We start from the raw sequence: 25,420 nt of genomic DNA, 5'->3' as shown, positions 1-25,420 counted from the left end.
GCCGAGCGACGAGAACGGCGGCCCGCTGTCGCGGGCCGCCTCTCGCATCAGGATCGATCAGGCGCAGTTGCCGTCGGCGGCCGCGGTGGTGGCGGTGATGTTGAACCACTTGCCGGTCGCGCCCTTGCCGCCGATGCAGAACGAGTCGGGCGTCGCGCCGGGCTTGTAGTTGAATTCCGTTCCCGTGCTCTTCGTGTAGCCGTACGGCGTCATCGTCGCCGGAACGGCGAACTCCGCTATCGTCGGCAGCGTCCCGTTCTTGTCCGTCTGGAACGCGATGACCGCCGTCTTCGCGTTCGCCAGGTCGGACTTCACCGTCGCGTCCTTCGCGTTGTTCTGCACGTTCAGGTACACCGGGATGGCGATCGCGGCGAGGATGCCGATGATGATCACGACGACCAGGAGTTCGATGAGCGTGAAGCCCTTCTCCTTGTCCTCGAGGAGGCCCTTGCGGCGAGCGTCGAGCTTGCCCATGAGAGCGAAGTACATGGTGGTTCCGTTCTTCTCGGGAATGCGATGGGGGTTGTGCCGCAGACTGCTCCGCCGCCGCTGGCAAGCGTATTGACGGCACTTTCCGGGCATAATCCCGAGAACGGGGGTGATCCGTGCTGCGAAATGCCCCCAGTACCGGGGGTGCGGAATTCCTGACCGACCCCCGAACGGAGGGCGTGCGCCGTCGAGTTACTTGACGAGCGAGGAGATCTGGAAGATCGGCAGGTAGAGCGCGACGATCATGCCGCCGACCACGACGCCGAGGAATGCGATGAGCAACGGCTCGATGAGCGACGTCAGGGATTCCGTGGTCGATTCCACCTCGGAGTCGTAGAAGATTGCGATCTTCTCCAGCATGACCTCGAGCGAACCGGCGTCCTCGCCGACCGCGATCATCTGCGCGACCATCGGCGGGAAGACGTTCTCCTTTGCCAGTGGCTCGGCGATCGATTCGCCTTTCCGGACGCTTTCCGCGACCCGGTCGAGCGCTTTCTGCACGACGAAGTTGTTGGATACTTCTCCGACGATCTTCAATGCCTGCAGGATGGGGACGCCGGCCCCGATCATGTTCGAGAAGTTCCGGGCGAACCGGGCGATGACGATCTTCTTCGTCAACTGCCCGAACACCGGCATCCGCAGCAGGATCGGGTCCCGGAACGCCCGGAAGCGGTCCGTGTTCTTGTTCCCCCGGTACCAGAGCCACCCGACGACGACGAGTACCGCCAGGATCGGTCCGGCCCAGCGCATCGCGTGCGAGAGCTGCACGAGGATCCGGGTCGGCAACGGCAGCTGCCCACCGAGCGACGCGAACATGTCCTGGAAGATCGGCACGATGAAGACGAGCATGACGACGACTGCCAGCAGCGACATCACGAGCACCACGACCGGGTAGGTCATGGCCGACTTGATCGTCGACCGGAGCTTGTGCTCCTTCTCGAAGTTCGTCGCGATCGAGTCCATCGCCTGGTCGAGGAATCCGCCGGTCTCCCCCGCGCGGATCATGTTGATCATGATCGGCGGGAAGTCGACCGGGTACTTCGCGACGGCGTCCGAGAACGAGACGCCGCGCTCGACGTCGTCCCGCACCTTGCCGAGGATCTCCTTGAGCTTCTTGTTCTCGGTCTGGCCCGCCAGGATCGTCAGCGCACGCAGGAGCGAGAGCCCGGACGAGAGCATCGTCGAGGCCTGGCGCGACATGATCGCGAGGTCCTTGAGCCCGACGCCCTTCTCGAGCCCCGGGATCTTGATCTCGGTCTGCAGCCCGGTGCCGGGCTTCGCCTCGGTGATGGCGATCGGCGAGACGCCCATGCCGCGCAGGCGCTGGACGACCGCACCCTCGGACGCGGCGTCGAGCCGACCCTTGACGAGCTTGCCGGCGCCGTCGCGGCCCCGGTAGTCGAACGCGAGCGACATCAGTGGCCTCCGGAGTACTTGTCGCCGAAGTCGATCTCGGATGCGGCGATCGCGGCGGCGGACGAGTCGGAGGGCGACTCGACGCGCTGGACGAGCCGGTCGAAGCCGTCCTCGTCGTGCACCTTCTCCATCGCCGCAGCCCGGGTGACGGTGCCGACGTTGACCAGCTCGGCCAGGTCCTGGTCCATCGTGTGCATCCCGGCGTCTCGGCCGGCCTGCATCGCCGAGGTGATCTGGTACGTCTTGCCCTCGCGCACCAGGTTCGCGATCGCCGGCGTCGTCCGCATGATCTCGGTGGCGACGACCCGGCCGGTGCCGTTCGCCTTCGGCACGAGCGTCTGGCAGACGACACCCTCGAGTGTCGCCGCGAGCTGCGTTCGGATCTGCCCCTGCTGGTGCGGCGGGAACACGTCGATGACGCGGTCGATGGTGCCCGGAGCGCTCTGCGTGTGGAGCGTCGCGAAGACGAGGTGGCCGGTCTCGGCCGCGGTGAGCGCGACGGAGATGGTCTCGAGGTCGCGGAGCTCACCGATCAGGATGACGTCGGGGTCCTGCCGCAGCACGTGCTTCAGCGCGGCGGCGAACGAGTGCGTGTCCGCCCCGACCTCGCGCTGGTTGATGATCGCCTTCTTGTGGTCGTGCATGAACTCGATCGGGTCCTCGACCGTCACGATGTGGTCGGCCCGGGTCTCGTTGACCAGGTCGATGAGCGCTGCGAGGGTCGTCGACTTGCCGGAACCGGTCGGCCCGGTGACGAGCACGAGGCCGCGGGGCAGCTTCGCGAACTCCCCCACGTGCTCCGGGATGCCGAGCTGCTTGAGCGTCTTGATCTTCGTCGGGATGATGCGGAAGGCCGCGCCCCAGTTGCCGCGCTGCTGGTAGTAGTTCACGCGGAAGCGGAACTCCGGCGACAGGGAGTACGCGAAGTCGAGTTCCTGCTCGTGGTCGAACTGCCCGGCCTGCTCCGGGCTCAACAGGGTCTTCAGTGCGGCGATCACCTTGTTGCGTGCCCAGGGTCCCCCGGGGACCGCGGGCCGCAGGGAGCCGTCGACCCGCACGGTGGGCGGGGCGTCGGCGGTGACGTGGAGGTCCGAGGCCCCCTGGTACACGACCTGCGAGAGCGCCGTGATGAGGTCGGCGTCGGCGACCTCGCGCGCGTGGCGCGTGAAGCCGATCTCGGGGTGCGCGCCGGCGTCGACGGCGCGGCCCTGCGTCGTGGTGGTGACGGCCTGGAGGCTCGTGGTCGGCACCGCGGGCGCCACCGGCAGGTGCTCGGTCACCGTCTCGGCGTAGCCGTACGCGGCGGTCGACGGCGGGACGGCCGCCGGGGGCGTGGCCGGCGCGGCCTGCGGCTGCGCGACCGGGACGGCGACGGGGTCGCCGGCGGGCGGCGGCCACGAGGATCCGCTGGAGGTCGCAGCCGCGGACGAGCCGCCCCACGCCGCCGGTGCGCCCCACGCGGGCTCGGTCGACAGGTCGTACACGGCACTGCTCGACGTCGGCACGGGCGAGCGGTCGCTCGACGACGCCGAGGGTGCCGACGCCGCAGCGGCCGCAGCAGCGGCAGCGAGCCGCGCAGCCCGACGACCGCCGACCTCGTTGCCCGGCTGTCCGGGGTGCCATCCGGCGACGGGGTCGTCGCCGGCCTCGATGTCGTACACCGATTCGTTCATCGTCCTCGTGCTCCCGGGACTACGCGACCACGCGCAGGATCTCGTCGACGCTGGTCATGCCGAGCTTGACCTTCTCCCACCCGTCCTGTCGGAGGGTGAGCATGCCCTGCTGCTGGGCGACGCGGCTGATCTCGGCGCTCGAGGCCCGCGCGACGGCGAGCCGCTCGATCTCCTCGGTGACGGTCATGACCTCGTGCAGGGCGATCCGGCCGCGGTAGCCGGTGTTCGAGCAGACGGCGCAGCCGATCGGCGCGAAGAACTCCGGCACGGCCGCGTCCGCACGGTCGAGGAACCCGAGCGCGTGCAGCTGCTCGGCCTCGTACACCGCCGGGGCCTTGCACCGGTCGCAGAGCCGGCGGGCCAGACGCTGGGCGACCACCGAGTCGAGTGCGGAGCCGACCAGGAAGGGCTCGATGTCCATCTCGGTCAGACGGGTGACGGCCGACGGTGCGTCGTTGGTGTGCAGCGTCGAGAGCACCAGGTGACCGGTGAGCGAGGCCTCGATCGCGATCTGCGCCGTCTCGTGGTCGCGGATCTCACCGAGGAGCACCACGTCGGGGTCGGAGCGCAGGATCGAGCGCAGCGCGGACGCGAACGTCAGCCCGGCCTTCGGGTTCACCTGCACCTGGTTGATGCCGGCCATCCGGTACTCGACCGGGTCCTCGACCGTGATGACGTTGATCTCGGGCTTCGCGACGGCGTTCAGCGTCGTGTACAGCGTGGTCGACTTGCCCGAACCGGTGGGCCCGGTGACCAGGATCATGCCGTACGGCTTCGAGTAGGACCGCTGGTACGCCTGGAAGTTCTGCTCGAGCAGGTTGAGGTCCTTGAGCGTCAGCGACGTGTTCGTGTTGTCGAGGATCCGCATGACGACCTTCTCGCCCCACACGGTCGGCAGCGTCGCCACACGCAGGTCGATCTGCCGACCGCCGTGGCGCACCGACATGCGGCCGTCCTGCGGCTTCCGACGCTCGGCGATGTCGATGTCGCTCATGATCTTGAGCCGGCTGATGACACCGTTCTGGATGTTCTTCGGCGCCGGGGCCATCTCGTGCAGCACGCCGTCGATGCGGTAGCGCACCCGGACCTCGTGCTCGCCCGGCTCGATGTGGATGTCGGACGCGTGGTCCTGGATGGCCTGCGACACGAGCAGGTTCACGAAGCGGACGATCGGCACGTCGTCGAGCGCGCCGTCGGTCAGGTCCACCTGCTGCTGGGTCGGGGCGGCCGACTGGTCCTCGAACGACGAGGTCAGGTCGTTGAGCTCGTCGTCGGCGCGCAGGTACCGGTCGAGGGCGCTCACCAGGTCGCGCTCGTCGACCTGCAGCGGCTTGATCGAGCGACCGGAGGCGGTGCGGGCGTCGTCGATCGCGAGCACGTTCGAGGGGTTCACCATCGCCAGCACGAGCGTCTCGCCCTCGAACCCGACACCGAGCACACCGTGCCGACGGCAGAGCGCCGCGGGCAGCATCGACACCGCCGTGCCGTCGACCGGGTAGTCGGTCAGCGGGACGGTGTGCGCGTTGTTCGAGGCCGCACGCGCGGTGATGTACTGCGCCTCGCTCACCACGCCCTGGTCGACCAGGGTGCGGATCGAGCGCTCGTCGATCGCTTCGTCCCCCGTCATCGAGTCGAGGTGTTCGATCGGCAGTGCGCCGTTGAGGATGAGGATCTCGGAGAGCGTGGCCATGTGTCCCGGAGCCTCCTTCGGGTCGAGACCGGGTCGTGGGGATGCGTCCCGCAGCGGTGCGGCGCCCGTCCACGCTATTGCCGCGGTGCGCGGCGACCGCAGTCCCACAACGAGGGGGCGACGGGGTGGCGGGTGTCCCCAGTGCAGGGGTACCCGCCGGTACTGGGTGGTCCGGACGATGTTCGACACGGGTCGATGCTCCGTCGCGAGCGTGCTCGCGGGGTGGGCGGTCGGGCGATCGGTGGAGCACTCGGTCGAGACCCCGGGCTGTGCAGGAACGGACGCGACGGGGTCCACGCGCGGCCGCCGCCCGCACCGCCCCACGACGAAGTCCTCGACGTGCGGCGCCGCCCCGGGCCATGATGAGCCATGGACATCACGAGCGTGACCGTGGGCCTCCCCGTCTCCGACATCGAGGCGTCCTGCCTCTGGTACGGCGCCGTGTTCCAGCGTGCGGACCCCGACCTGGAGCCCGAGGACGGCGTCGTCGAGTACGAGATCGGCGGCATCTGGCTGCAGCTGTACCTCGACGCGGACGCCGAACGGCGTCCGGCGACCGTCCGGTTCGGTGTCGACGACGTCCGGTCCCAGCACGCCCGCATCGGGTCGCTCGGCATCGACGTCGGCCCGGTCGAGTGCGTCGACGGTGCCGTCGACTGGTTCGACGTCCGCGACCCCGACGGCAACGTCCTCAGCCTGTACTCGTTGGTCGACGAGAAGGGCCGCACGGCCTGAGACGCGACCGCGCGCCGGCCTGGAGGCGCGTGGCGGGCCCGTCACGAGCCTCCAGGCCGGCAGCACGCCGCTGACCGGCCACGCGCCGGCAACGAGGAAGGCCCCCGCATCCGAGGATGCGGGGGCCTTCCGGGTTCAGCTCAGGCTCAGTTGTAGGTCCCGGGCGTGAAGTCGTCCGACGAGAAGCTGTCGAAGTCGACGAAGCTCAGGTCGGCGTCCGAGAACGAGGAGTCGTCGGCGAAGATGCGGTTGGGGTACCGCTCCGCCTTGGCTTCCTCGGTCGCGGCGACGTCCACGTCACGGTACCGGCTGAGGCCCGTCCCGGCGGGGATGAGCTTACCGATGATGACGTTCTCCTTGAGGCCGACGAGGTGGTCCTGCTTGCCCTCCATGGCCGCCTGCGTGAGGACGCGGGTGGTCTCCTGGAAGGACGCGGCGGACAGCCACGACTCGGTCGCGAGGGACGCCTTCGTGATGCCCATGACCTCCTGGCGAGCCGAGGCGGTCTTGCGACCCTCCTGCAGCGCCGCACGGTTCAGCGCGTTGTAGCGCGACCGGTCGACGAGCTCGCCCGGCAGCAGGTCGGTGTCGCCGTGGTCGACGACGGTGACCTTGCGGAGCATCTGGCGGACGATGACCTCGATGTGCTTGTCGTGGATCGGCACGCCCTGCGAGCCGTACACGTCCTGCACACCGTTGACGAGGTGCTTCTGGACCTCGCGCACACCCTTGACCCGGAGGACCTCCTTCGGGTCCACCGTGCCGGCGATGAACTGCTCGCCGAGCTCGACGTGCTGGCCGTCCTCGATGAGGAGGGTCGCACGCTTGAGCACCGGGTAGATGAACGGCTCGTCGCCGTTGTCCGGCGTGAGGATGATCCGACGACCCTTGTCCGTGTCCTCGATCGTGACGCGGCCGGGGGCCTCGGCGATCGGGGACGCGCCCTTCGGGGTGCGCGCCTCGAAGAGCTCGGTCACGCGGGGCAGACCCTGCGTGATGTCGTCGGCCGAGGCCGAACCACCCGTGTGGAAGGTACGCATCGTCAGCTGGGTACCGGGCTCACCGATGGACTGGGCGGCGATGATGCCGACCGCCTCGCCGATGTCGACGAGGTTGCCCGTGGCGAGCGAACGGCCGTAGCACTTCGCGCAGACACCGACGGCCGACTCGCAGGTCAGGACCGAGCGCACCTTGATGCTCTCGACACCCGCCTCGAGCAGCGTGTCCAGCAGGACGTCACCGACGTCCGAACCGGCCTCGGCGACGACCGTGCCCTTCGCGTCCACTGCCTCGGTGGCCAGCGTGCGCGAGTAGACGGTGTTCTCGACGCGCGGGTCGCGGACGAGGGCGCCGTCGGCACCCACGGTCGCGATCGGCAGCTCGAGGCCACGGGTCGTCCCGCAGTCGTCCTCACGGATGATGACGTCCTGCGACACGTCGACGAGACGACGGGTCAGGTAGCCCGAGTCGGCGGTACGGAGAGCCGTGTCCGCCAGACCCTTGCGGGCACCGTGCGTGGCGATGAAGTACTCCGCCACGGTCAGGCCCTCGCGGTACGAGTTGATGATCGGGCGGGCGATGATCTCACCCTTCGGGTTGTTCACCAGACCACGCATACCGGCGATGTTGCGCACCTGCAGCCAGTTACCACGAGCACCCGACGAGACCATGCGGTTGATGGTGTTGTCGACCGGGAAGTTGTCGCGCATCTCCTGCGCGATCTCGTTCGTGGCCTCGGTCCAGATCTTGATCAGGTCGGCGCGGCGCTCCGCGTCGGTGATCAGACCCTTGTCGAACTCGCCCTGGACCTTGGCGGCCTGGACCTCGTAGCCCGCGATGATCTCCTTCTTGCGAGGAGGCGTCACGACGTCCGACAGCGCCACGGTCACACCGGAGCGCGTGCCCCAGTAGAAGCCCGCGTCCTTGATCCGGTCCAGCGCAGCGGCCGTCTCGGTCTTGGAGTAGCGCTCGGCGAGGTCGTTGACGATCGCGGAGAGGGTGCCCTTGTCGGTGACGCGCTGGACGAACGGGTAGTCCGCCGGCAGCGTCTCGTTGAAGAGCGCACGGCCCAGGGTGGTCTCGAGGAGGATCGGCTGACCGACCTCGTAGCCCTCCGGCGCCTCGCCCTCGGCGAAGTGGACACCCGACATGCGGATCTTCACCATCGCGTTGAGGTGCAGCGTGTTCTGGTCCTTGGCCAGGATCGCCTCGGCGACCGACGAGAACGCACGGCCCTCGCCGAGCGCGCCCTCGCGGACGGTCGTCAGGTGGTGCAGACCGATGATCATGTCCTGTGCGGGCAGGGTCACCGGACGGCCGTCCGACGGCTTGAGGATGTTGTTCGAGGCGAGCATCAGGATGCGGGCCTCGGCCTGGGCCTCGACCGACAGCGGCAGGTGCACGGCCATCTGGTCACCGTCGAAGTCCGCGTTGAACGCAGCACACACGAGCGGGTGGAGCTGGATGGCCTTGCCCTCGACGAGCTGCGGCTCGAACGCCTGGATGCCCAGACGGTGCAGCGTCGGCGCACGGTTCAGCAGGACGGGGCGCTCGCGGATGATCTCCTCGAGCACGTCCCACACCTGCGGACGCGAACGCTCGACCATGCGCTTGGCCGACTTGATGTTCTGCGCGTGCGACAGGTCGATGAGGCGCTTGATGACGAACGGCTTGAACAGCTCGAGCGCCATCTGCTTCGGCAGACCGCACTGGTGCAGCTTGAGCTGCGGGCCGACGATGATGACCGAACGACCCGAGTAGTCGACGCGCTTGCCGAGCAGGTTCTGGCGGAAGCGACCCTGCTTTCCCTTGAGCATGTCGCTCAGGGACTTCAGGGCGCGGTTGCCGGTACCCGTGACGGGACGACCACGACGACCGTTGTCGAACAGCGCGTCGACCGCTTCCTGCAGCATGCGCTTCTCGTTGTTCACGATGATCTCGGGGGCACCGAGGTCGAGCAGGCGGCGGAGACGGTTGTTGCGGTTGATCACACGACGGTAGAGGTCGTTGAGGTCCGACGTGGCGAAGCGGCCACCGTCGAGCTGCACCATCGGGCGCAGCTCCGGCGGGATGACCGGCACGACGTCGAGCACCATCGCGGCCGGCGAGTTGCCGGTGGCGAGGAAGGAGCTGACGACGCGCAGGCGCTTGATCGCGCGGATCTTCTTCTGACCCTTGCCCTCGGCGATCTGCAGACGCAGCGACTCGGCCTCGGCGGCCAGGTCGAAGGCCTCGAGCCGCAGCTTGATCGCCTCGGCGCCCATGTAGGCGTCGAAGTAGATCCCGAAGCGGTCCTGCAGTTCGTGGAACACGGCGTCCTCGGGCTTGAGGTCGCCGACCTTGAGGTTGCGGAAGTCCTCCCACACGCGCTCGAGGCGGGTGATGTCCTCGTCGAAGGACTTGCGGACCTGGGACATCTCCTTCTCGGCGGTGTCCTTGGTCCGGCGCTTCACGTCGGCCTTGGCGCCCTCTTCCTCGAGCGCTGCGAGGTCGTCCTCGAGCTTCTTGAGGCGGTCGGCGATGATCGAGTCGCGCTGACCCTCGAGGTTCTTGATCTCGAGGCGCATCTCGTTCTCGAGACCGGGCATGTCGGCGTGACGGCCCTCTTCATCGATGTCGATGATCATGTACGCCGCGAAGTAGATGACCTTCTCGAGGTCCTTCGGCGCCATGTCGAGGAGGTACCCGAGGCGCGACGGGACGCCCTTGAAGTACCAGATGTGCGTGACGGGCGCGGCGAGCTCGATGTGGCCCATGCGCTCACGGCGGACCGAGGACTTGGTGACCTCGACGCCGCAGCGCTCGCAGACGATGCCCTTGAAGCGGACACGCTTGTACTTGCCGCAGGCGCACTCCCAGTCGCGGGACGGACCGAAGATCTGCTCGCCGAACAGACCGTCCTTCTCGGGCTTCAGGGTGCGGTAGTTGATGGTCTCCGGCTTCTTGACCTCGCCGTACGACCACTGACGGATGTCCTCGGCGGTCGCGAGGCCGATCCGGATGGCGTCAAATGACGTTGCTTCGAGCAATGTTCTTCTCTCTTGCTGAGTTCGAAACGTGTTCGGTACGGGCCGGCTCAGATGTCGTCGACGGACGACGACTCGAACCGCGAGGAGATGTTGATGCCGAGCTCTTCAGCGGCACGGAAGACCTCGTCGTCCGTGTCGCGGAGGCTGACCGCCTGGCCGTCCGCCGAGAGGACCTCGACGTTCAGGCAGAGCGACTGCATCTCCTTCATGAGGACCTTGAACGACTCGGGGATGCCGGGTTCCTGGATGTTCTCGCCCTTGACGATCGCCTCGTAGACCTTCACGCGGCCGAGGATGTCGTCGGACTTGATCGTCAGGAGCTCCTGGAGGGCGTAGGCGGCGCCGTACGCTTCGAGCGCCCACACCTCCATCTCACCGAACCGCTGTCCACCGAACTGCGCCTTACCACCCAGCGGCTGCTGCGTGATCATCGAGTACGGACCGGTCGAACGGGCGTGGATCTTGTCGTCGACCAGGTGGTGCAGCTTGAGGATGTACATGTAGCCGACCGAGACGGGCTCCGGGAACGGCTCGCCGGAGCGGCCGTCGAAGAGCTGCGCCTTGCCGGACGAACCGATCAGGCGCTCGCCGTCGCGGTTCGGGAGCGTGCTGTCGAGGAGACCCTCGATCTCGCGCTCGTACGCACCGTCGAACACCGGGGTGGCCACCTTCGTGCCGGGCGCCGCGCTGTGCGCTGCCTCCGGCAGGGCCGATGCCCACTCCTGGATGCCCTCGACGTTCCAGCCCTGCTTCGCGAGCCACCCGAGGTGGATCTCGAGGACCTGGCCGAAGTTCATGCGGCCGGGGACGCCGAGCGGGTTGAGCACGATGTCGACCGGGGTGCCGTCCGCGAGGAACGGCATGTCCTCGACCGGCAGGATCGTCGAGATGACGCCCTTGTTGCCGTGACGACCGGCGAGCTTGTCACCCGCGGTGATCTTGCGCTTCTGGGCGATGTAGACGACCACGCGCTGGTTGACACCCGAGCCGAGCTCGTCGTCGCCGTCCTGCGCGTCGAAGACCTTGACGCCGATGATCGTGCCCTCTTCACCGTGGGGCACCTTCAGCGAGGTGTCGCGCACCTCGCGCGACTTCTCGTTGAAGATCGCGCGGAGCAGGCGCTCCTCGGCGGAGAGCTCGGTCTCGCCCTTCGGCGTGACCTTGCCGACCAGGATGTCGCCGGGGCGGACCTCGGCACCGATGCGGATGATGCCGCGCTCGTCGAGGTCGGCCAGGAGGTCCGGGCTGACGTTCGGGAGGTCGCGGGTGATCTCCTCCTTGCCGAGCTTCGTGTCGCGGGCGTCGACCTCGTACTCCTCGATGTGGATCGAGGAGAGCGTGTCGTCCTTCACGAGGTTCTGCGACAGGATCATCGCGTCCTCGTAGTTGTAGCCCTCCCACGGCATGAACGCGACGAGGAGGTTCTTGCCGAGCGCGAGCTCGCCGTTCTCCGTCGCGGGGCCGTCGGCGATGACCTCGCCCTGCTCCACGCGCTCGCCTGCGGAGACGATGACGCGGTGGTTGTAGCTCGTGCCCTGGTTCGAGCGGTCGAACTTGCGCAGGTAGTAGGTCTGCGTGCCGCCCTCGTCGAGCTGCAGGGTCACGGCGTCGGCCGAGACCTCGGAGACGACACCCGCCTTGTCGGCGGTGACGACGTCACCGGCGTCGATGGCGGTGTAGCCCTCCATGCCGGTGCCGACGAGCGGCGACTCGGAACGGAGCAGCGGCACGGCCTGACGCTGCATGTTCGCACCCATGAGGGCGCGGTTCGCGTCGTCGTGCTCGAGGAACGGGATGAGCGAGGTCGCGACCGACACCATCTGGCGCGGCGAGACGTCCATGTAGTCGACCTCGTCCTTGCCGACGAGCTCGACCTCGCCGCCCTTCTTCCGGACGAGCACCTTGTCGTCCTGGAAGTGGAAGTCGTCGGTCAGCGGCGCGTTGGCCTGGGCGACGACGAAGTCGTCCTCCTCCGATGCCGTGAGGTAGTCGATGGTCGTGGTGACCTGACCGTTCACGACGCGGCGGTACGGCGTCTCGATGAAGCCGAAGGAGTTGATCCGACCGAACGACGCGAGCGAGCCGATCAGACCGATGTTCGGGCCTTCCGGGGTCTCGATCGGGCACATGCGGCCGTAGTGCGACGGGTGGACGTCGCGGACCTCGACGCCGGCACGCTCACGGGACAGACCGCCCGGGCCGAGGGCCGACAGGCGACGCTTGTGCGTCAGACCCGCGAGCGGGTTGTTCTGGTCCATGAACTGCGACAGCTGCGAGGTGCCGAAGAACTCCTTGATCGCGGCGACGACGGGTCGCACGTTGATCAGGGTCTGCGGGGTGATCGCCTCGATGTCCTGCGTGGTCATGCGCTCGCGGACGACGCGCTCCATGCGGGACAGACCGGTGCGGACCTGGTTCTGGATGAGCTCGCCGACGGCGCGGATGCGACGGTTGCCGAAGTGGTCGATGTCGTCCACGTCGAGCCGGAGCTGGACGGGCTCGCCGTCACGGACACCGTCGAGCGTCGTCTTCTCGGCGTGCAGCGAGACGAGGTACTTGATGGTGCGGACGATGTCCTGCACGGTCAGCACCGAGTCCGAGAGCTGCGCGTCGATGCCGAGCTTGCGGTTCAGCTTGTAGCGACCCACCTTGGCGAGGTCGTAGCGCTTCGAGTTGAAGTAGAAGTTGTCGAGGAGCGCACGCGCGGCCTCGGCGGCGACCTGCTCGCCCGGACGCAGCTTGCGGTAGATGTCCTTGAGCGCCTCTTCCTTGGTGAGGACGGCGTCCTTCTCGAGGGTCGACTCGATCGAGGCGAAGCCCTGGAACTCCTCCATGATCTCCTCGCTCGTCAGGCCGAGGGCCTTGAGGAAGACGGTCACGGACTGCTTGCGCTTGCGGTCGATGCGCACGCCCACCTGGTCGCGCTTGTCGATCTCGAACTCGAGCCACGCACCACGCGACGGGATCACGCGGGCGGAGTAGATGTCCTTGTCGGAGGTCTTCTCCTGCTGGCGCTCGAAGTAGACGCCCGGCGAGCGGACGAGCTGCGAGACGACGACGCGCTCGGTGCCGTTGATGATGAACGTGCCGCGCTCGGTCATGAGCGGGAAGTCGCCCATGAAGACGGTCTGCGTCTTGATCTCACCGGTCATGTGGTTCATGAACTCGGCGTTGACGTACAGCGGCGCGGCGTAGGTCTTGCCACGCTCCTTGCACTCGTCGATGGAGTACTTCGGGTCCTCGAGCTCCGGGGACGTGAACGAGAGCTGCATGGTCTCGCCGAGGTCCTCGATCGGGGAGATCTCCTCGAAGATCTCCTCGAGGCCGGAGTGCAGCGCGAGGTCGGTGCGACCCTGCTCCTGTCCTTCGGCGAGGCGGGCCTTCCAGACGTCGTTGCCGACGAGCCAGTCGAAGCTCTCCGTCTGGAGGGCGAGCAGATCCGGCACCGTGAGGGTGTCCGTGATCTTGGCGAACGAGAGTCGCGAGTGGTTGCGACCGTTCTTGGGGTTGGTGGATGCGTTGGGCGCAGCAGCCAAGGGTGTGACCTCCGGTAGGCCCCGTCGGGCCGGTACTGACGAGCAGCACGTAGGTGAGTGGATTGATCGCTCGGCGCGACCCCGGGACCACCGACACGGAACGCACGACGGCAACGACCGTCGAGGACCTGTGGGATGATCGGTGAGCGGGTCCCGCCGCCATATACGGGACCGGCTGCACCAGGGCGCGTGTTCGACCGCAATATGACGACACACGAATGCCAGGGAGCGCGAACTGTCATCATAGGTCGCCCTGGCGCGCGCTGTCCAGTCCTGGCTTGACCGGATTCGGCGATGGCGTGTATAAGCACGCGGACCGCCCCCCGCGACGGCGTGTACAAGCACGCGGACCGCCCCCGCGACGGCGTGTACAAGCACGCGGACCGCCCCCGCGACGGCGTGTACGAGCACACCGGCCGCCCCGGGATTCCCGCAGCGCGGCCCGGATCAGTCCTCGAGCGCGTGCAGCAGCTCCTCCGGGTGCTCGGTCCGGACGAAGGTCAACCGCCCCCGGTCGTCCGTGATCCGCACGCCGCGGCCCGGCGTGAGGATGAGCGCCCGCACCCCGCGACCGAGCCGCAGGCCCACCCCGCCGAAGGTGCGCGCGTCCGCGTCGGCGACCGTCACGTCGGCGATGCGTCCCCGCGCGATCCGCCGCGTCGGCAGCGGCCGGAAGTGCAGGACGACGGCGGCGTCGGTCACCGCGATGCCGGTCCGGGCGAGCAGCAGCAGGGCACCGGCCACGAGTGCGACCACGCCCGGCAGCAGCAGCGCGACCTCCGGTGCGCCCCCCGGCCAACCGAGGACGGCCGCGGTCAGCGCGCCCCCGCCGAGCAGCAGCACGGCGCCGACCACGCGCATCCACCGGGGAGCGCGCTCACCGTCGACGGCCACCGGCCGGGAGGCGCGGTGCAGGTCCGACCTGCACCGCGCCTCCCGTCTTGCGTGCGACCGTGTCGCGTGGCCGGTCGGTCCTGGTGCCCGTCCGGTTCTCCACAGCTCCGGTCGCCGTCCTGCCGCTGCGGTCCCCGCGCTCCTAGGATGGGCGCAACGGAACAACAGATGCGGAATCCCGGTCACGACCGACCGTGCCGGAGCCGCTGGGGGGAATCATGGAAGTCCTGCTCGCACTCGGCGCCGTCCCGCTCGTCATCGTGGGGATCATCGTCCTCGCCGTGATCGCGCTCGTGTACGCCAAGCTCGTCTACCGCAACGCCGGTGCGGACGAGGCGATCATCATCACCGGGAAGCGGTCGCGGAAGGTCAAGAACCCCGACGGCACCGAGACCGTCGAGTCCGGCATCAAGGTCGTCCTCGGTGCGGGTGTGCTCGTCCGACCGTTCTTCGAGCGGGTGGCGAAGATCTCGCTGTCCTCGCGTGCGATCGACATCAACGTGAACGCGCAGGACTCCCGCGGCGTCACGATCGACGTCGAGGCCGTGGCGCTCGTCAAGGTGGGCGAGGCCGATGCGTCGATCCGTGCTGCTGCGCAGCGCTTCCTCGGCCAGGAGAAGAAGATCGACGACTTCGCGCGCGAGGTCCTGTCCGGTTCGCTCCGCGCGTCGATCGGCGCGACCGACGTGTCGACGATCATCCGCAACCGCGACCAGCTCACGGTGGCGGTCCTCGACGTCGCCAAGGACGCCCTGCACAGCCAGGGTCTCGACGTCGACTCGTTCGAGATCAAGGGCATCTCGGACCGCAACGACTACATCAGCGACCTCGGTCGTGCCGAGCGCGCCCGCGTCCGGCTCGAGGCGGAGAACGCCGAGGCCCAGGCCGACCGCGAGGCACGCGAGGCCCGGGCCACCGCCGACCAGGCGATCGCCGAGGCCGAGAACACCCTCGCCATCCGTCGTGCGGCGCTGCAGCTCGACGCCGACCGGGCTTCGGCCGAGGCCGCAGCGGCCGGTCCGCTCGCGCAGGCTCGCGCGTCGCAGGGCGTCGTCGAACAGGAGCAGATCACGGCGCAGAAGCGCGCCGAGCTCCGTCGTGCCGAGCTCGAGTCCGAGGTGAGCGCGGTCGCCGAGGCGAACGCGCGCAAGACCCGGGTGGAGGCCGAGGCTGCTGCGGCTGCCCAGGTCGAGACGGCCCGTGCGCAGGCCGAGGCCCGACGCATCTCGGCCGAGGCGGTCGCCGCCGAGGCCCAGGCCGAGGCTGCCGCCCGCAAGCTCGCCGCCGACGCCTCACGTGCGGAGGGTGAGGCCGCGGCCGACGCCATCCGTGCCAAGGGTCAGGCCGAGGCCGACGCGACGAAGGCCCAGGCCGACGCGCTCGCACAGCACTCCGAGGCCGTGCTCCGGGTGAAGGCGCTCGAGACGCTGCCGAGCATCGCCCGCGAGCTCGCGGCGCCGATGGGCAACATCGACAAGCTGACGGTCGTGTCCTCGGACGGCGCAGGCGCCCTGTCGAAGAGCGTCGTGAGCCAGTTCAGCGAGGTCGACGCGCTGCTCGGCACCACGGCCGGCTTCACGCTGAGCGACATCGTGAAGAGCACGACGACCGGCCAGGCCGCTGCCCGGGCGGTCGCGCGTGAACAGGACGCCGCGCCGGTCGACTGACGGGCACGGTCGTGCGCACGGGCGCGGTCGGGTCAGCCCCGGTCGCGCCCGTCGTCGTCCCGGTGTCGCTGCTGGCCGCCGGCGTCCTCGCGCTGGTCCTCAACCGGGTCGCTGTCGGTGGCCGGGTCGCCGTCGGTGGCCGGGTCGCCGTCGGTCGACTCCTGCGGCTGTCCCTGCAGCGCGTCCCGCTCGGCGGCCAGACGCTGCTGCCAGACGACGCTGCGGGCGGCGCCCTCGAGCACGTCCTCGACTTGCCCGCCGGTCTTCGCTGCGAGTGCGCCGCTCAGGCCCGCGGTGAGGGTGCCGCCAGCGGCAGCGAGGCGTTCCATGACCTCCTCCTGCCGGGGCGTGAGGGGTTCGTCGACCATGCTGTCCACGGTCTCGCGGATGTTCGCCTCGCTGGCGTCGAGCGAGGCGTCGTCCCCGGCGTGCAGTGCGGCGGCCTCGCCGACGACGACGAGTCCGAGCCGTGCGGCGTCGTCCTCGGGACGGGGGCGTTCGTTCTCGTCGGTCATGGCGGGGACGCTACGCCCCGGCCGATGTACGGCCGTCAGCACCCTGTCCCCCCTGCTCGGGGTCGACCGGTCGCACGGGACGACGAAGGACCCCGGACCGTCACGGTCCGGGGTCCTTCGTGGTGCCGCTCCGACACCCCCACGTCGGTCAGTGGCGCCTGCCGGTGGTCAGCGGCGCGCGCCGCGACCCGCGAAGCGCGTGTAGAGGAACAGCACGATGACGGCACCGATGATCGAGCCGATGATGCCGGCCGGCTGGAAGAAGCCGTCCATCGGGTCGTGCTGGAAGATGAGGAACCCGAGGAAGCCGCCGACGAACGAGCCGATGATGCCGAGCACGATCGTCATGAGGATCGACATGTGCTGCTTGCCGGGGATGATCAGCCGGGCGAGGGCGCCGGCGATGAGGCCGATGATGATGAGGCTGATGATGAGACCGAGCACGGTGTCCTCCTTGGGTCAGACCTGTCGCGGTCCGGGGGTGTCCGCGATCTGGGTCGGCCCCGATTGAACACCGCTCTTCCCCAGCATGTTCACAGCCTGCATGGAGGCGCAGGTACAGGCGAGGGTCACACCGCTCCGGACGACTCCAGCTCCGCCTGCAGCTCGGTGTCCGAGGGCTCCACGAAGTGCTTGCCGTTCGGCAGCACCACGACGGGGATGTTCTTGCGGCCGCTGATGGCCTCGGCCCGGTCGGCGGCGGACAGGTCCGCCTCGACGTCCACGTAGTCGTAGTCGACCCCGAGGCGGTCGAGGAGCGCCTTCGAGCGTCGGCAGTCGCGGCACCAGTCCGCGCCGAACATCGTCACCTTGTCGAACGTCGCATCAGTCATGTCCTCACAGTACGTCCGACGGCCGCGGGACATTCCCGCGTCGCCGCCCACGCCCCGACGACGCGTGACCGCATGACCGTCAGCCCGCGCGACTCCGCGCCGACCCGCACGCCCTACGATGGCCCCATGCCGCAGCGACCCGACCCCGAGCGGGCCGCATGGGCCGCGGCAGCCGTCCGACGCTTCGCCGCGGCGACCAACCTCCTCGTCGCCGGCCGCACCGTCCGTGTGCTCGGCGGCGACCCGCGTGACGCCGCGGCGCTCGTCGCACTGCTCACCGGGCTCGGTGCACGCACCGCGGTGGACACCGCCCCTGCGGACCACGAGCCGGTCGACGACGAGCCGATCGACCAGCTCTGGTGCCTCGGTGACCCGGACGAGTCGACCGCTGCCGTCGAGCGCGAGACCGACCGGCCCCGCGGTGCGACCCTCGTGGTGGTGGACGCCGGCCGGTACGCCCCCGCTGTGGACGAGGACGCCTTCGGCCCGGTCGCCCCGGCCCGCCCCGGGGTGCTCGCCGTCCCGACGCTCTCCGACGACGTGTTCCTCGTCTCCACCGGTCGGGAGCCCGAGGACGACCCCGCCGCCGAGGACCGCATCCGCTGGGCGCGCAGGTCGATGCCGGTCGCCCGTGCGGTCGCCGCGGAGCTCCGTGACGGCGGGCTGCTCCGCGGTACCCGGATCGGCGTCGCGATGGTGCTCGAGCCGAAGACCGCCGTGCTCAGCCTGCTCCTGCGCGACGCGGGCGCCGAGGTCGTCGTGTACGCGCACGCCGACGAGACGGACGACGCGGTCGCGGACGTGCTCCGCCGTGCCGAGATGCCGGTCCACGCGGACAGCACCGCGTCGCTCGCCGAGCAGCACCGTCTCGCCCTGGCGATGCTCGACACGCGTCCGCACGTGCTCCTCGACGACGGTTCGCACCTGATCCGCCTCGCGCACCAGGAGCGGCCCGAGCTGCTGCCGACCATGCTCGGCGCCGCGGAGGAGACGACGAGCGGCCTCCGACCCCTCCGCGTCATGGCCGAGCGCGGCGAGCTCGGCATCCCCGTGATCGCCGTCAACGACGCCCGCGCCAAGACCTGCTTCGACAACCGCTTCGGCACCGGCCAGTCCACGGTGTTCGCGACGCTCGACCTGGTCGACCCGCTCCCGTCCGCCGTGCACCGGGTCCGGCCGGGAGGCACGGCGGTCGTCGCCGGCTTCGGTCCCGTCGGCGAGGGGGTCGCCCAGGTCCTCGTCGCGCTCGGCTTCCGGGTCACGGTCGCCGAGGTCGACCCGGTCCGCGCCCTGCAGGCGCGCTTCGCCGGGCACGCGGTCGCACCGTTCGTCGACGCGGTGCGCGACGCCGACCTCGTGGTGAGTGCCTCCGGGGTGGCGGACACCGTGGACCACACGGTCCTGCGCGCGTGCGCGGTCGGTGCGGTCGTGTCCGTCGCGGGGGGCGTCGACGACGAGGTCGCCCTGTCCGCGGCGGCCGCCGCCGGTGCGGTCCGGACGGCCGTGGCGCAGCACGTGGAGCGCCTGACCTGGCCGGACGGCCACCAGGTGCTCGTCCTCGCCGGGGGCAACGGGGTGAACACGAGCGCCGCCGAGGGCAACCCCGTCGAGATCATGGACCTGTCCTTCGCGGTGCAGCTCGGCGCCCTGCGGATGCTGCTCGAGCGCGGCGACGAACTCCCGCGCGCCGTCGTGCCGGTCGACCCCGCGGTGGACGAGGCGACCGCCCGCGTCGCGCTCGCCGCGTGGGGGAGCCGGGTCGCTCCTCCCGTCCGGATCGCCGAGCAGCCCGCCGACCGCGAGCCGGACGTGCGGACGCACCGGTTCGGGAGACCCCGGTGACCGCGTCGCCGGTCGTGGTGCACTCGGCGCGCGTCGTCGTGCCGATGACGGCACCGCCGATCGCCGACGGGGCGGTCGCGGTGCAGGACGGACGGATCCTGCACGTCGGCGACCGGTCGTGGGTGGTCGACCAGCTCGACGCCGCCGGGCGCACGTGCACGGAGCGGCGCTGGCGGGGCGCGCTCCTGCCGGGTCTCGTCAACGCGCACACGCACCTGCAGTACACCGGCATGTCCGGTGTCGGTCAACGGCAGTACGCGGGTTTCGAGGACTGGGCGGCTGCGTTCAACCTTGACTACGCGCTCCCGCACGACTGGCGGGCGGAGGCGTCCGCGGGCGCCGTCGCATCGATCGCGGCGGGCGTCACGAGCATCGCGGACGTGGTGACCGACATCGAGGCGGCCGACGTCCTGGAGCAGCACGGCCTCGGCGGGATCGCCTACTGGGAGGTCATGGACTGGGAGAACGCGGCGTGGGAGTCCCACGGGCGCGACCAGGTGCTCGACGAGCTCGCACGGATCCCGACCACGCCCGGGGCGGGGCTGTCGCCGCACGCGCCGTACTCCCTCGACGTGGCACCGCTGCTCGAACTGCCGGACATCGTGCGCCAGCGGGGGCTCCGGCTGCACCTGCACCTGGGCGAGGCGGCGTTCGAGGGGGAGCGGGTCTCGCTCGGGCCGGTCCCGGGGCTCGAGGGCGTCGACGGCGTCGGGCACACCGCGGACTGGCACCTGGCGAACGTGCCGTCCTTCCGGGCCATGCGGGCGCTCGGCTTCGGCGCCAGTGCCACCGCGTTCGTCGACCGGCTGGGCGTGCTGGGCCCCGACTGCCACATCGCGCACGGCGTGTACGTGACCGCGTCCGACCGAGCCCTCCTGCGGGCACGCGGGACCACGGTCGCGCTCTGCCCCCGGTCGAACGCCGTCATCGGCCTCGACCCGCCGCCCGTCGCGGACTACCTGCGCGAGGGCAGCCCGATCGCGATCGGCACCGACTCCCTGTCGTCGTCGCCGTCCCTCGACCCGATGGCCGACGTCACCGCACTGCACCGCATCGCCCGCGCCCAGGGGTACGCGCACCGCGACCTGCACGAGCGGCTGCTGGCGGCGGCGACGCTCGGTGGCGCGCACGCGATGGGGACGGCGGTCGGGCCGGACCGCGTCGGACACCTCGCCGTCGGGGCACGAGCCGACCTCGCCGTGTTCGACGTCGACGCCCGGACCGTGCCCGACGCGCTCGCCGAACTCGTCGAGGACGGTGCCGGCCGCGCCGTCGCGACGATCGTCCGCGGCGTCGTGCGGGCCACCGACGGCACCGTGCACCCGCTCGACCCCGAGACAGCCCCCACCCGGGGCCCCGGTTCCGGGGACACCCGGGACCCCGTCCCCCACCACGTCCGTCCCCAGGAGGAACGATGACCGACACCGCACCCCGCCCCGGCATGGTTGCCCGCCGCACCGTCGGCGGCGAGCTGATCGAGTGGCTCGACGTCCCGCAGCGCGCGGCCGCCCTCGGCATGGAGCCGCACCCGGAGGGCGGTTGGTACGTGCGCACGTGGACCTCGCCCTCGACCGTCGAGACCCCGGCCGGCGAGCGTCCCGCCGCGACCCTCATCCACTTCCTGCTGCCCCCGGGCGAGGCCTCCGCCTGGCACCGTGTCACGAGCGACGAGATCTGGATGTGGCACGGGCCGGACACCGTCGTGCTCGAGCTCGGCGGCTCCGGCGACCGGCCCGAGCCCGGGGACCGGATCACCCTCGGCCCGGACGCCGGCCGGCACCGGCTGTACGACGCCCAGGCCTTCGTGCGCGGTGGGGTCTGGCAGCGCACCCTGCCCGGCGACGGCGAGGTGCTCCTCAGCTGCATGGTGTCGCCCGGGTTCTCGTTCGACGACTTCACGATGGCGGGCGACACCGACGGCGACGCCGCGACCGCGTAGTCGACGGTCATCCGCGTCGCGGTGGTATCCCACGCGCCGGTACACTGCCTCCTGCCCGCTCCACCCCGCTCTGTCCCGCTGACGAAGGCCCTCCCGTGACCCGCACCCGCCGTCTGTCCCTCGCCGTCGCCACCGCCACGGTCGCCGCCCTCGCGCTCGCCGCCTGCTCCGCCGGTGGGAGCAGCGCCGGGAGCGACGGCACCGTCACGGACGGCAAGCTCACGATCGCGACCGGCCAGCCGGCCTACTCGCCCTGGGTGGAGGACGACGACCCGCAGTCCGGCAAGGGCTTCGAGTCCGCCGTGGCCTACGCGGTCGCGAAGGAGATGGGCTACGCGACGGGCGACGTCGTCTGGAAGCGCAGCACCTTCGACAGCGCCATCGCCCCCGGCCCGAAGGACTGGGACCTCAACGTTCAGCAGTTCTCGATCGACGCGAAGCGCAAGAAGGCCGTCGACATGTCCACGCCGTACTACACGACCACGCAGGCCGTCGTGACGACGTCGGGGTCGAAGGCTGCGAAGGACACCACCGTCGCCGCACTGAAGGGCGACACGATCGGTGTCGCCTCGGGCTCCACGAGCATCAGCTCCGTGAAGGACGTGCTCGGCGTCACCCCGCAGGTGTTCAACTCGAACGACGACGCCGTGCTGGCGCTGAAGTCGGGGCAGATCGACGCGATCGTGACCGACCTGCCGACGGCGTTCTACATGGCCGCCGCACAGCTCGACGACGGCACGGTCTCGGCGCAGTTCCCCGAGGACGGCTCCGGCGACCAGTTCGGCTTCGTGCTGCCGAAGGGCTCCGCGCTGACGAGCAAGGTCGACAAGGCTCTCGAGGCCCTGGAGAGCGACGGCACGCTCGCCGACCTGCAGACGAAGTGGCTCTCCTCGGAGACGAACACCCCCGTCCTGAAGTAGTCCGGTGACCGCCCCAGCAGGTGCCGGCACCCCGGTGACCGCTCCAGCGCCGAGCCAGGTCGAGCTCGAACGACGGCTCTACCGTCGGCAGCGAGGCCGCCGCTCGGTCGTCGTCTCGGTCGTCTCGACGCTCGTCGTGATCGCGGTCGTCTGGCTCGGCGTCGTGAACACGCCCGGCTGGGCCGCGGTGCAGCAGTCGTTCTTCGACCCGCAGACGGCGATCGACACCTTCCCGGCCGTCCTGCTCGGGCTGTGGCTGAACATCCGGATCCTGTTCTTCAGCGCGATCGGCGTCGCCGTGCTCGGCACCCTGCTCGCCGTCGTGCGGGGGCTGCGGAACCCGGTGTTCTTCCCGCTGCGGATGCTCGCCACCGCCTACACCGACCTGTTCCGGGGTCTGCCGCTCATCATCGTGCTCTACCTGGTCGGCTTCGGCATCCCGGGGCTCGGCATCTTCCCGCGGCAACCCCCGGAGGTCTGGGGCACCATCGCGATCGTGCTCACGTACTCGTCCTACGTCGCCGAGGTGCTCCGCGCCGGCATGGAGGCCGTGCACCCGTCCCAGCGCCTCGCCGCCCGGTCGCTCGGCCTGTCCCACGCCGGGACGCTGCGGCTGGTCGTGCTGCCCCAGGCGATCCGCAAGGTCACCCCGGCGCTCATGAACGACTTCGTCTCGATGCAGAAGGACGTCGGCCTGGTGTCGATCCTCGGCGCCGTCGACGCGGTGCGGAGCGCTCAGATCGCACAGGCCGAGACCTACAACTTCACGCCGTACCTCGTCGCGGGGCTGCTGTTCGTCGTGATCAGCCTCCCGCTCATCCGGGTGACGGATGCCATCGCTCGACGGCAGCAGCGTCGCGAGCAGATCGGGGGGACGGTGTGAGCGAGTCGGTGGTCCTGGAACTGCGCGGACTGCGCAAGACGTTCGGCGAGCACGAGGTCCTGCGGGGGATCGACCTGACCGTGCACCGCCACGAGGTCATCTGCGTCATCGGGGCGTCCGGCTCCGGCAAGTCGACACTGCTGAAGACGGTGAACCTGCTCGAGGGCATCGACGACGGCGAGATCCTGCTCCAGGGGACGGACATCGCCGACCCCCGCACCGACGTCGACGCCACCCGCGCCCGGATCGGCGTGGTCTTCCAGCAGTTCAACCTGTTCCCGCACATGCGGGTGCTCGACAACGTCACGCTCGCGTCCCGTCGGGTGCACGGCATCGCCCGGGCCGAGGCCGAGGCGACCGCCCGCCGACTGCTCGACCGGATCGGCCTGGGCGACTTCGCCGGGGCGTACCCGGACCGGCTCTCCGGCGGGCAGCAGCAGCGTGTCGCCGTGGTGCGGGCGATCGCGACGTCGCCGGAGCTGCTCCTGCTCGACGAGGTGACGAGCGCCCTCGACCCGCAGCTCGTCGGCGAGGTGCTCGACCTCGTCCGCGAGCTCAAGGAGCAGGGCGCCACGATCCTGATGACCACGCACGAGATGTCGTTCGCCCGGAACGTCGCCGACCGCATCGTGTTCCTGCACCAGGGCGAGGTGGTCGAGCAGGGCGCACCGGCGGACGTGCTCGACCGACCGCAGCACCCGGCGCTCGTCGAGTTCCTGTCCCGCGTCCACGCCTGACCCCGCGTCCACGCCTGACCCGGGTCACACGGCGAGCAGCACCTTGCCGATGACCTCGCCGTCGCGGACCCGGCGGTGTGCCTCCGCTGCCTCGGCGAGCGGGACCACCGAGTCGACGATCGGTCGGAGGCTGCCGTCGGCGACGAGCGGCCAGACGTGCTCGCGGACGGCGGCCACGATCGCGGCCTTCTCGTCGAGCGGCCGGGCTCGGAGCGTCGTCGCGCTGATGGTCGCGCGCTTCCGCATCATCGCGCCGAAGTCGAGTTCGCCCTTCTGCCCGCTGCCGGCGGCGATCACGGCGATGTGCCCGTTCGGGGCGAGCACCTCGAGGTGCTTCGCGAGGTAGTCCGCCCCGACGACGTCCAGCACGACGTCGACCCCGCGGCCGTCGGTGAAGTCGAGGGCGCGCTCGACGAAGTCCTCGGTGCGGTGGTCCACCACGAGATCGGCGCCGAGCTCCCTCGAAGCACGCACCTTCCGCTCCCCGCCGCTCGTCGCGATCACCCGGGCACCGAGCGCCTTCGCCCAGACGACCGCGTGCGATCCCATGCCGCCCGTGCCGCCGTGCACCAGCAGGGTCTGCCCGGGCCGGAGCCCCGCGATCATCCCCACGTTCGAGTACACCGTGCACGCGGCCTCGGGCAGTCCCGCGGCCTCGACCAGGTCCACGCCGTCGGGCACCGGCAGCACCTGGGCCGCGGGCACGGCCACGAGGGTCGCGTAGCCGCCGCCCGACAGCAGCGCGCACACCCGGTCACCGACCGCGAACCCGTCGACGCCGTCGCCGAGCGCGCGGACCGTCCCGGAGACCTCGAGGCCCAGGACCTCGGACGCGCCGGGCGGCGGCGGGTAGTTGCCCGCGACCTGCTGCAGGTCGGCGTTGTTGACCCCGGCCGCTGCCACCTCGACGAGGACCTCGCCCGGCCCGGCGACCGGGTCCGGGTGCTCGTCGAGTCGGAGTCCGCCGTCGTGTGCCGTGATCGCCTGCATGCCCTCGACCGTACGCCCCGCGGCAGGGCAGACCGGCACGGCTCGTGGGACGGCAGGCCCGACGGACGCCGTGTACCGTCGGTGCCGATCCGCGCCGCTCCGTCGCGCGGGCACGACCAGGGGGGACGTCCATGTCCAGGAAGACCATCGCCGTCGCGACCGCGGCACTCGCCGTCGCACTGCTCGCCGGCTGCTCGAACGGGGGCTCCGGGAACGGCGGCGCCGAGGGCTCCGGTTCGTCGACCTCGGCAGCCTCCTCGGCCCCGAGCTCCGCGGCGCCGCAGGCCGCTTCCCAGAGCAAGGCCGAGGCGTGCAACGCGTTCCAGTCGAAGGTCGAGGACGCCGCGAAGGGCCTGCAGTCGCAGGTCACCGAGCTGCAGTCGGACCCGCAGGCAGCCGTCGCGAAGCTCGAGGAGTTCGACCAGTCGCTGTCCGACGGCGTCGACGCGGTGCAGAACGCCGACGTCAAGCCGAAGGCCGAGGCGTTCCGGTCGGCGTACACCGACATGCTGACGCAGATCAAGGCGATCACGGCGGACCCGCAGTCGGCGGACCTGTCGGCGTTCTCGGACACCACGCAGAAGGTCCAGGACGCGGGGACCGAGTTCCAGCAGGCCTGCACGTCCTGACCGC

The 25,420-nt window shown here is 70.2% G+C and carries 20 protein-coding genes; 9 read left to right on the top strand and 11 right to left on the bottom strand.

Annotated elements, in window-relative coordinates; genetic code table 11:
- Positions 1–57: 57 nt before the first annotated feature.
- The 4 genes from ACH0A8_RS06580 to ACH0A8_RS06565 form a co-directional block, all read right to left on the bottom strand.
- Complete coding sequence (locus ACH0A8_RS06580) at positions 58–489, bottom strand: type II secretion system protein (RefSeq protein WP_066657068.1); 432 nt, start codon at positions 487–489, stop codon at positions 58–60.
- A gap of 192 nt (positions 490–681) precedes the next feature.
- Positions 682–1,905, bottom strand: coding sequence for a type II secretion system F family protein (locus ACH0A8_RS06575; protein ID WP_081985133.1), 1,224 nt, complete (start codon positions 1,903–1,905; stop codon positions 682–684).
- Complete coding sequence (locus tag ACH0A8_RS06570; RefSeq protein WP_406906853.1) at positions 1,905–3,578, bottom strand: type IV pilus twitching motility protein PilT; 1,674 nt, start codon at positions 3,576–3,578, stop codon at positions 1,905–1,907. Before ACH0A8_RS06570 ends, ACH0A8_RS06575 begins: the two co-directional genes overlap by 1 nt.
- A 19-nt stretch (positions 3,579–3,597) precedes the next feature.
- On the bottom strand, positions 3,598–5,268 hold the full coding sequence (locus ACH0A8_RS06565) for an ATPase, T2SS/T4P/T4SS family (protein WP_326495852.1): 1,671 nt from the start codon (positions 5,266–5,268) through the stop codon (positions 3,598–3,600).
- A 369-nt stretch (positions 5,269–5,637) separates the two neighbouring features.
- On the opposite strand from ACH0A8_RS06565, the gene ACH0A8_RS06560 reads away from it, so the two are divergent.
- Positions 5,638–6,003: a VOC family protein gene (locus ACH0A8_RS06560; RefSeq protein WP_058728464.1), complete on the top strand. Its 366-nt coding sequence runs from the start codon at positions 5,638–5,640 to the stop codon at positions 6,001–6,003.
- 146 nt (positions 6,004–6,149) lie between these two features.
- On the opposite strand, the gene ACH0A8_RS06555 is transcribed toward ACH0A8_RS06560, so the two are convergent.
- The 3 genes from ACH0A8_RS06555 to ACH0A8_RS06545 all read right to left on the bottom strand — a co-directional run bounded on the left by ACH0A8_RS06555 (position 6,150) and on the right by ACH0A8_RS06545 (position 14,461).
- Entirely contained in the window at positions 6,150–10,031 is a 3,882-nt protein-coding gene (locus ACH0A8_RS06555; protein WP_406906852.1) for a DNA-directed RNA polymerase subunit beta', read from the bottom strand.
- 47 nt (positions 10,032–10,078) lie between these two features.
- Positions 10,079–13,567: a DNA-directed RNA polymerase subunit beta gene (gene rpoB / locus ACH0A8_RS06550; protein WP_066657077.1), complete on the bottom strand. Its 3,489-nt coding sequence runs from the start codon at positions 13,565–13,567 to the stop codon at positions 10,079–10,081.
- A 447-nt stretch (positions 13,568–14,014) separates the two neighbouring features.
- On the bottom strand, positions 14,015–14,461 hold the full coding sequence (locus ACH0A8_RS06545) for a hypothetical protein (RefSeq protein ID WP_406906851.1): 447 nt from the start codon (positions 14,459–14,461) through the stop codon (positions 14,015–14,017).
- Positions 14,462–14,679: 218 nt separating this feature from the next.
- Between ACH0A8_RS06545 and ACH0A8_RS06540 the strand changes: the two genes are divergently transcribed.
- Positions 14,680–16,128: a flotillin family protein gene (locus ACH0A8_RS06540; RefSeq protein ID WP_066656505.1), complete on the top strand. Its 1,449-nt coding sequence runs from the start codon at positions 14,680–14,682 to the stop codon at positions 16,126–16,128.
- 32 nt (positions 16,129–16,160) lie between these two features.
- Here the strand turns inward: ACH0A8_RS06540 and ACH0A8_RS06535 are convergent, their stop codons facing one another.
- The 3 genes from ACH0A8_RS06535 to ACH0A8_RS06525 all read right to left on the bottom strand — a co-directional run bounded on the left by ACH0A8_RS06535 (position 16,161) and on the right by ACH0A8_RS06525 (position 17,476).
- Positions 16,161–16,643, bottom strand: a complete 483-nt coding sequence (locus ACH0A8_RS06535; protein ID WP_406906850.1) for a hypothetical protein — start codon at positions 16,641–16,643, stop codon at positions 16,161–16,163.
- Positions 16,644–16,811: 168 nt separating this feature from the next.
- Positions 16,812–17,087: a GlsB/YeaQ/YmgE family stress response membrane protein gene (locus ACH0A8_RS06530; protein WP_066656492.1), complete on the bottom strand. Its 276-nt coding sequence runs from the start codon at positions 17,085–17,087 to the stop codon at positions 16,812–16,814.
- Positions 17,088–17,212: 125 nt separating this feature from the next.
- A complete protein-coding gene (locus tag ACH0A8_RS06525; RefSeq protein ID WP_066656489.1) occupies positions 17,213–17,476 on the bottom strand; it encodes a glutaredoxin family protein in 264 nt (87 codons plus the stop codon).
- A 126-nt stretch (positions 17,477–17,602) separates the two neighbouring features.
- Here ACH0A8_RS06525 and ACH0A8_RS06520 point away from each other — a divergent pair, with 126 nt between their 5' ends.
- The 6 genes from ACH0A8_RS06520 (at position 17,603) to ACH0A8_RS06495 (ending at position 23,797) form a co-directional block, all read left to right on the top strand.
- Positions 17,603–19,318: an adenosylhomocysteinase gene (locus tag ACH0A8_RS06520; protein ID WP_406906849.1), complete on the top strand. Its 1,716-nt coding sequence runs from the start codon at positions 17,603–17,605 to the stop codon at positions 19,316–19,318.
- Positions 19,315–20,736, top strand: coding sequence for an amidohydrolase family protein (locus ACH0A8_RS06515; RefSeq protein ID WP_406906848.1), 1,422 nt, complete (start codon positions 19,315–19,317; stop codon positions 20,734–20,736). The genes ACH0A8_RS06520 and ACH0A8_RS06515 overlap by 4 nt, the downstream gene beginning before the upstream one ends.
- On the top strand, positions 20,733–21,257 hold the full coding sequence (locus tag ACH0A8_RS06510) for a cupin domain-containing protein (protein ID WP_406906847.1): 525 nt from the start codon (positions 20,733–20,735) through the stop codon (positions 21,255–21,257). Before ACH0A8_RS06515 ends, ACH0A8_RS06510 begins: the two co-directional genes overlap by 4 nt.
- Positions 21,258–21,352: 95 nt before the next feature.
- On the top strand, positions 21,353–22,177 hold the full coding sequence (locus tag ACH0A8_RS06505; RefSeq protein WP_406906846.1) for an ABC transporter substrate-binding protein: 825 nt from the start codon (positions 21,353–21,355) through the stop codon (positions 22,175–22,177).
- Positions 22,178–22,181: 4 nt separating this feature from the next.
- Positions 22,182–23,060, top strand: a complete 879-nt coding sequence (locus ACH0A8_RS06500) for an amino acid ABC transporter permease (RefSeq protein ID WP_066656480.1) — start codon at positions 22,182–22,184, stop codon at positions 23,058–23,060.
- On the top strand, positions 23,057–23,797 hold the full coding sequence (locus tag ACH0A8_RS06495; protein ID WP_066656477.1) for an amino acid ABC transporter ATP-binding protein: 741 nt from the start codon (positions 23,057–23,059) through the stop codon (positions 23,795–23,797). The genes ACH0A8_RS06500 and ACH0A8_RS06495 overlap by 4 nt, the downstream gene beginning before the upstream one ends.
- 24 nt (positions 23,798–23,821) lie before the next feature.
- On the opposite strand, the gene ACH0A8_RS06490 is transcribed toward ACH0A8_RS06495, so the two are convergent.
- Positions 23,822–24,787 (bottom strand): NAD(P)H-quinone oxidoreductase, encoded by a 966-nt coding sequence (locus ACH0A8_RS06490; protein WP_406906845.1) that lies wholly within the window; start codon positions 24,785–24,787, stop codon positions 23,822–23,824.
- A 131-nt stretch (positions 24,788–24,918) separates the two neighbouring features.
- On the opposite strand from ACH0A8_RS06490, the gene ACH0A8_RS06485 reads away from it, so the two are divergent.
- Positions 24,919–25,416 (top strand): hypothetical protein, encoded by a 498-nt coding sequence (locus ACH0A8_RS06485; protein WP_251155750.1) that lies wholly within the window; start codon positions 24,919–24,921, stop codon positions 25,414–25,416.
- The last annotated feature ends 4 nt before the right edge of the window (positions 25,417–25,420 follow it).

Origin of the sequence: Curtobacterium sp. 179-B 9B NHS (genome assembly GCF_045370965.1) — a bacterium.
Taxonomy (GTDB): Bacteria; Actinomycetota; Actinomycetes; order Actinomycetales; family Microbacteriaceae; genus Curtobacterium.
This window is presented reverse-complemented; position numbering and strand designations above follow the sequence as displayed.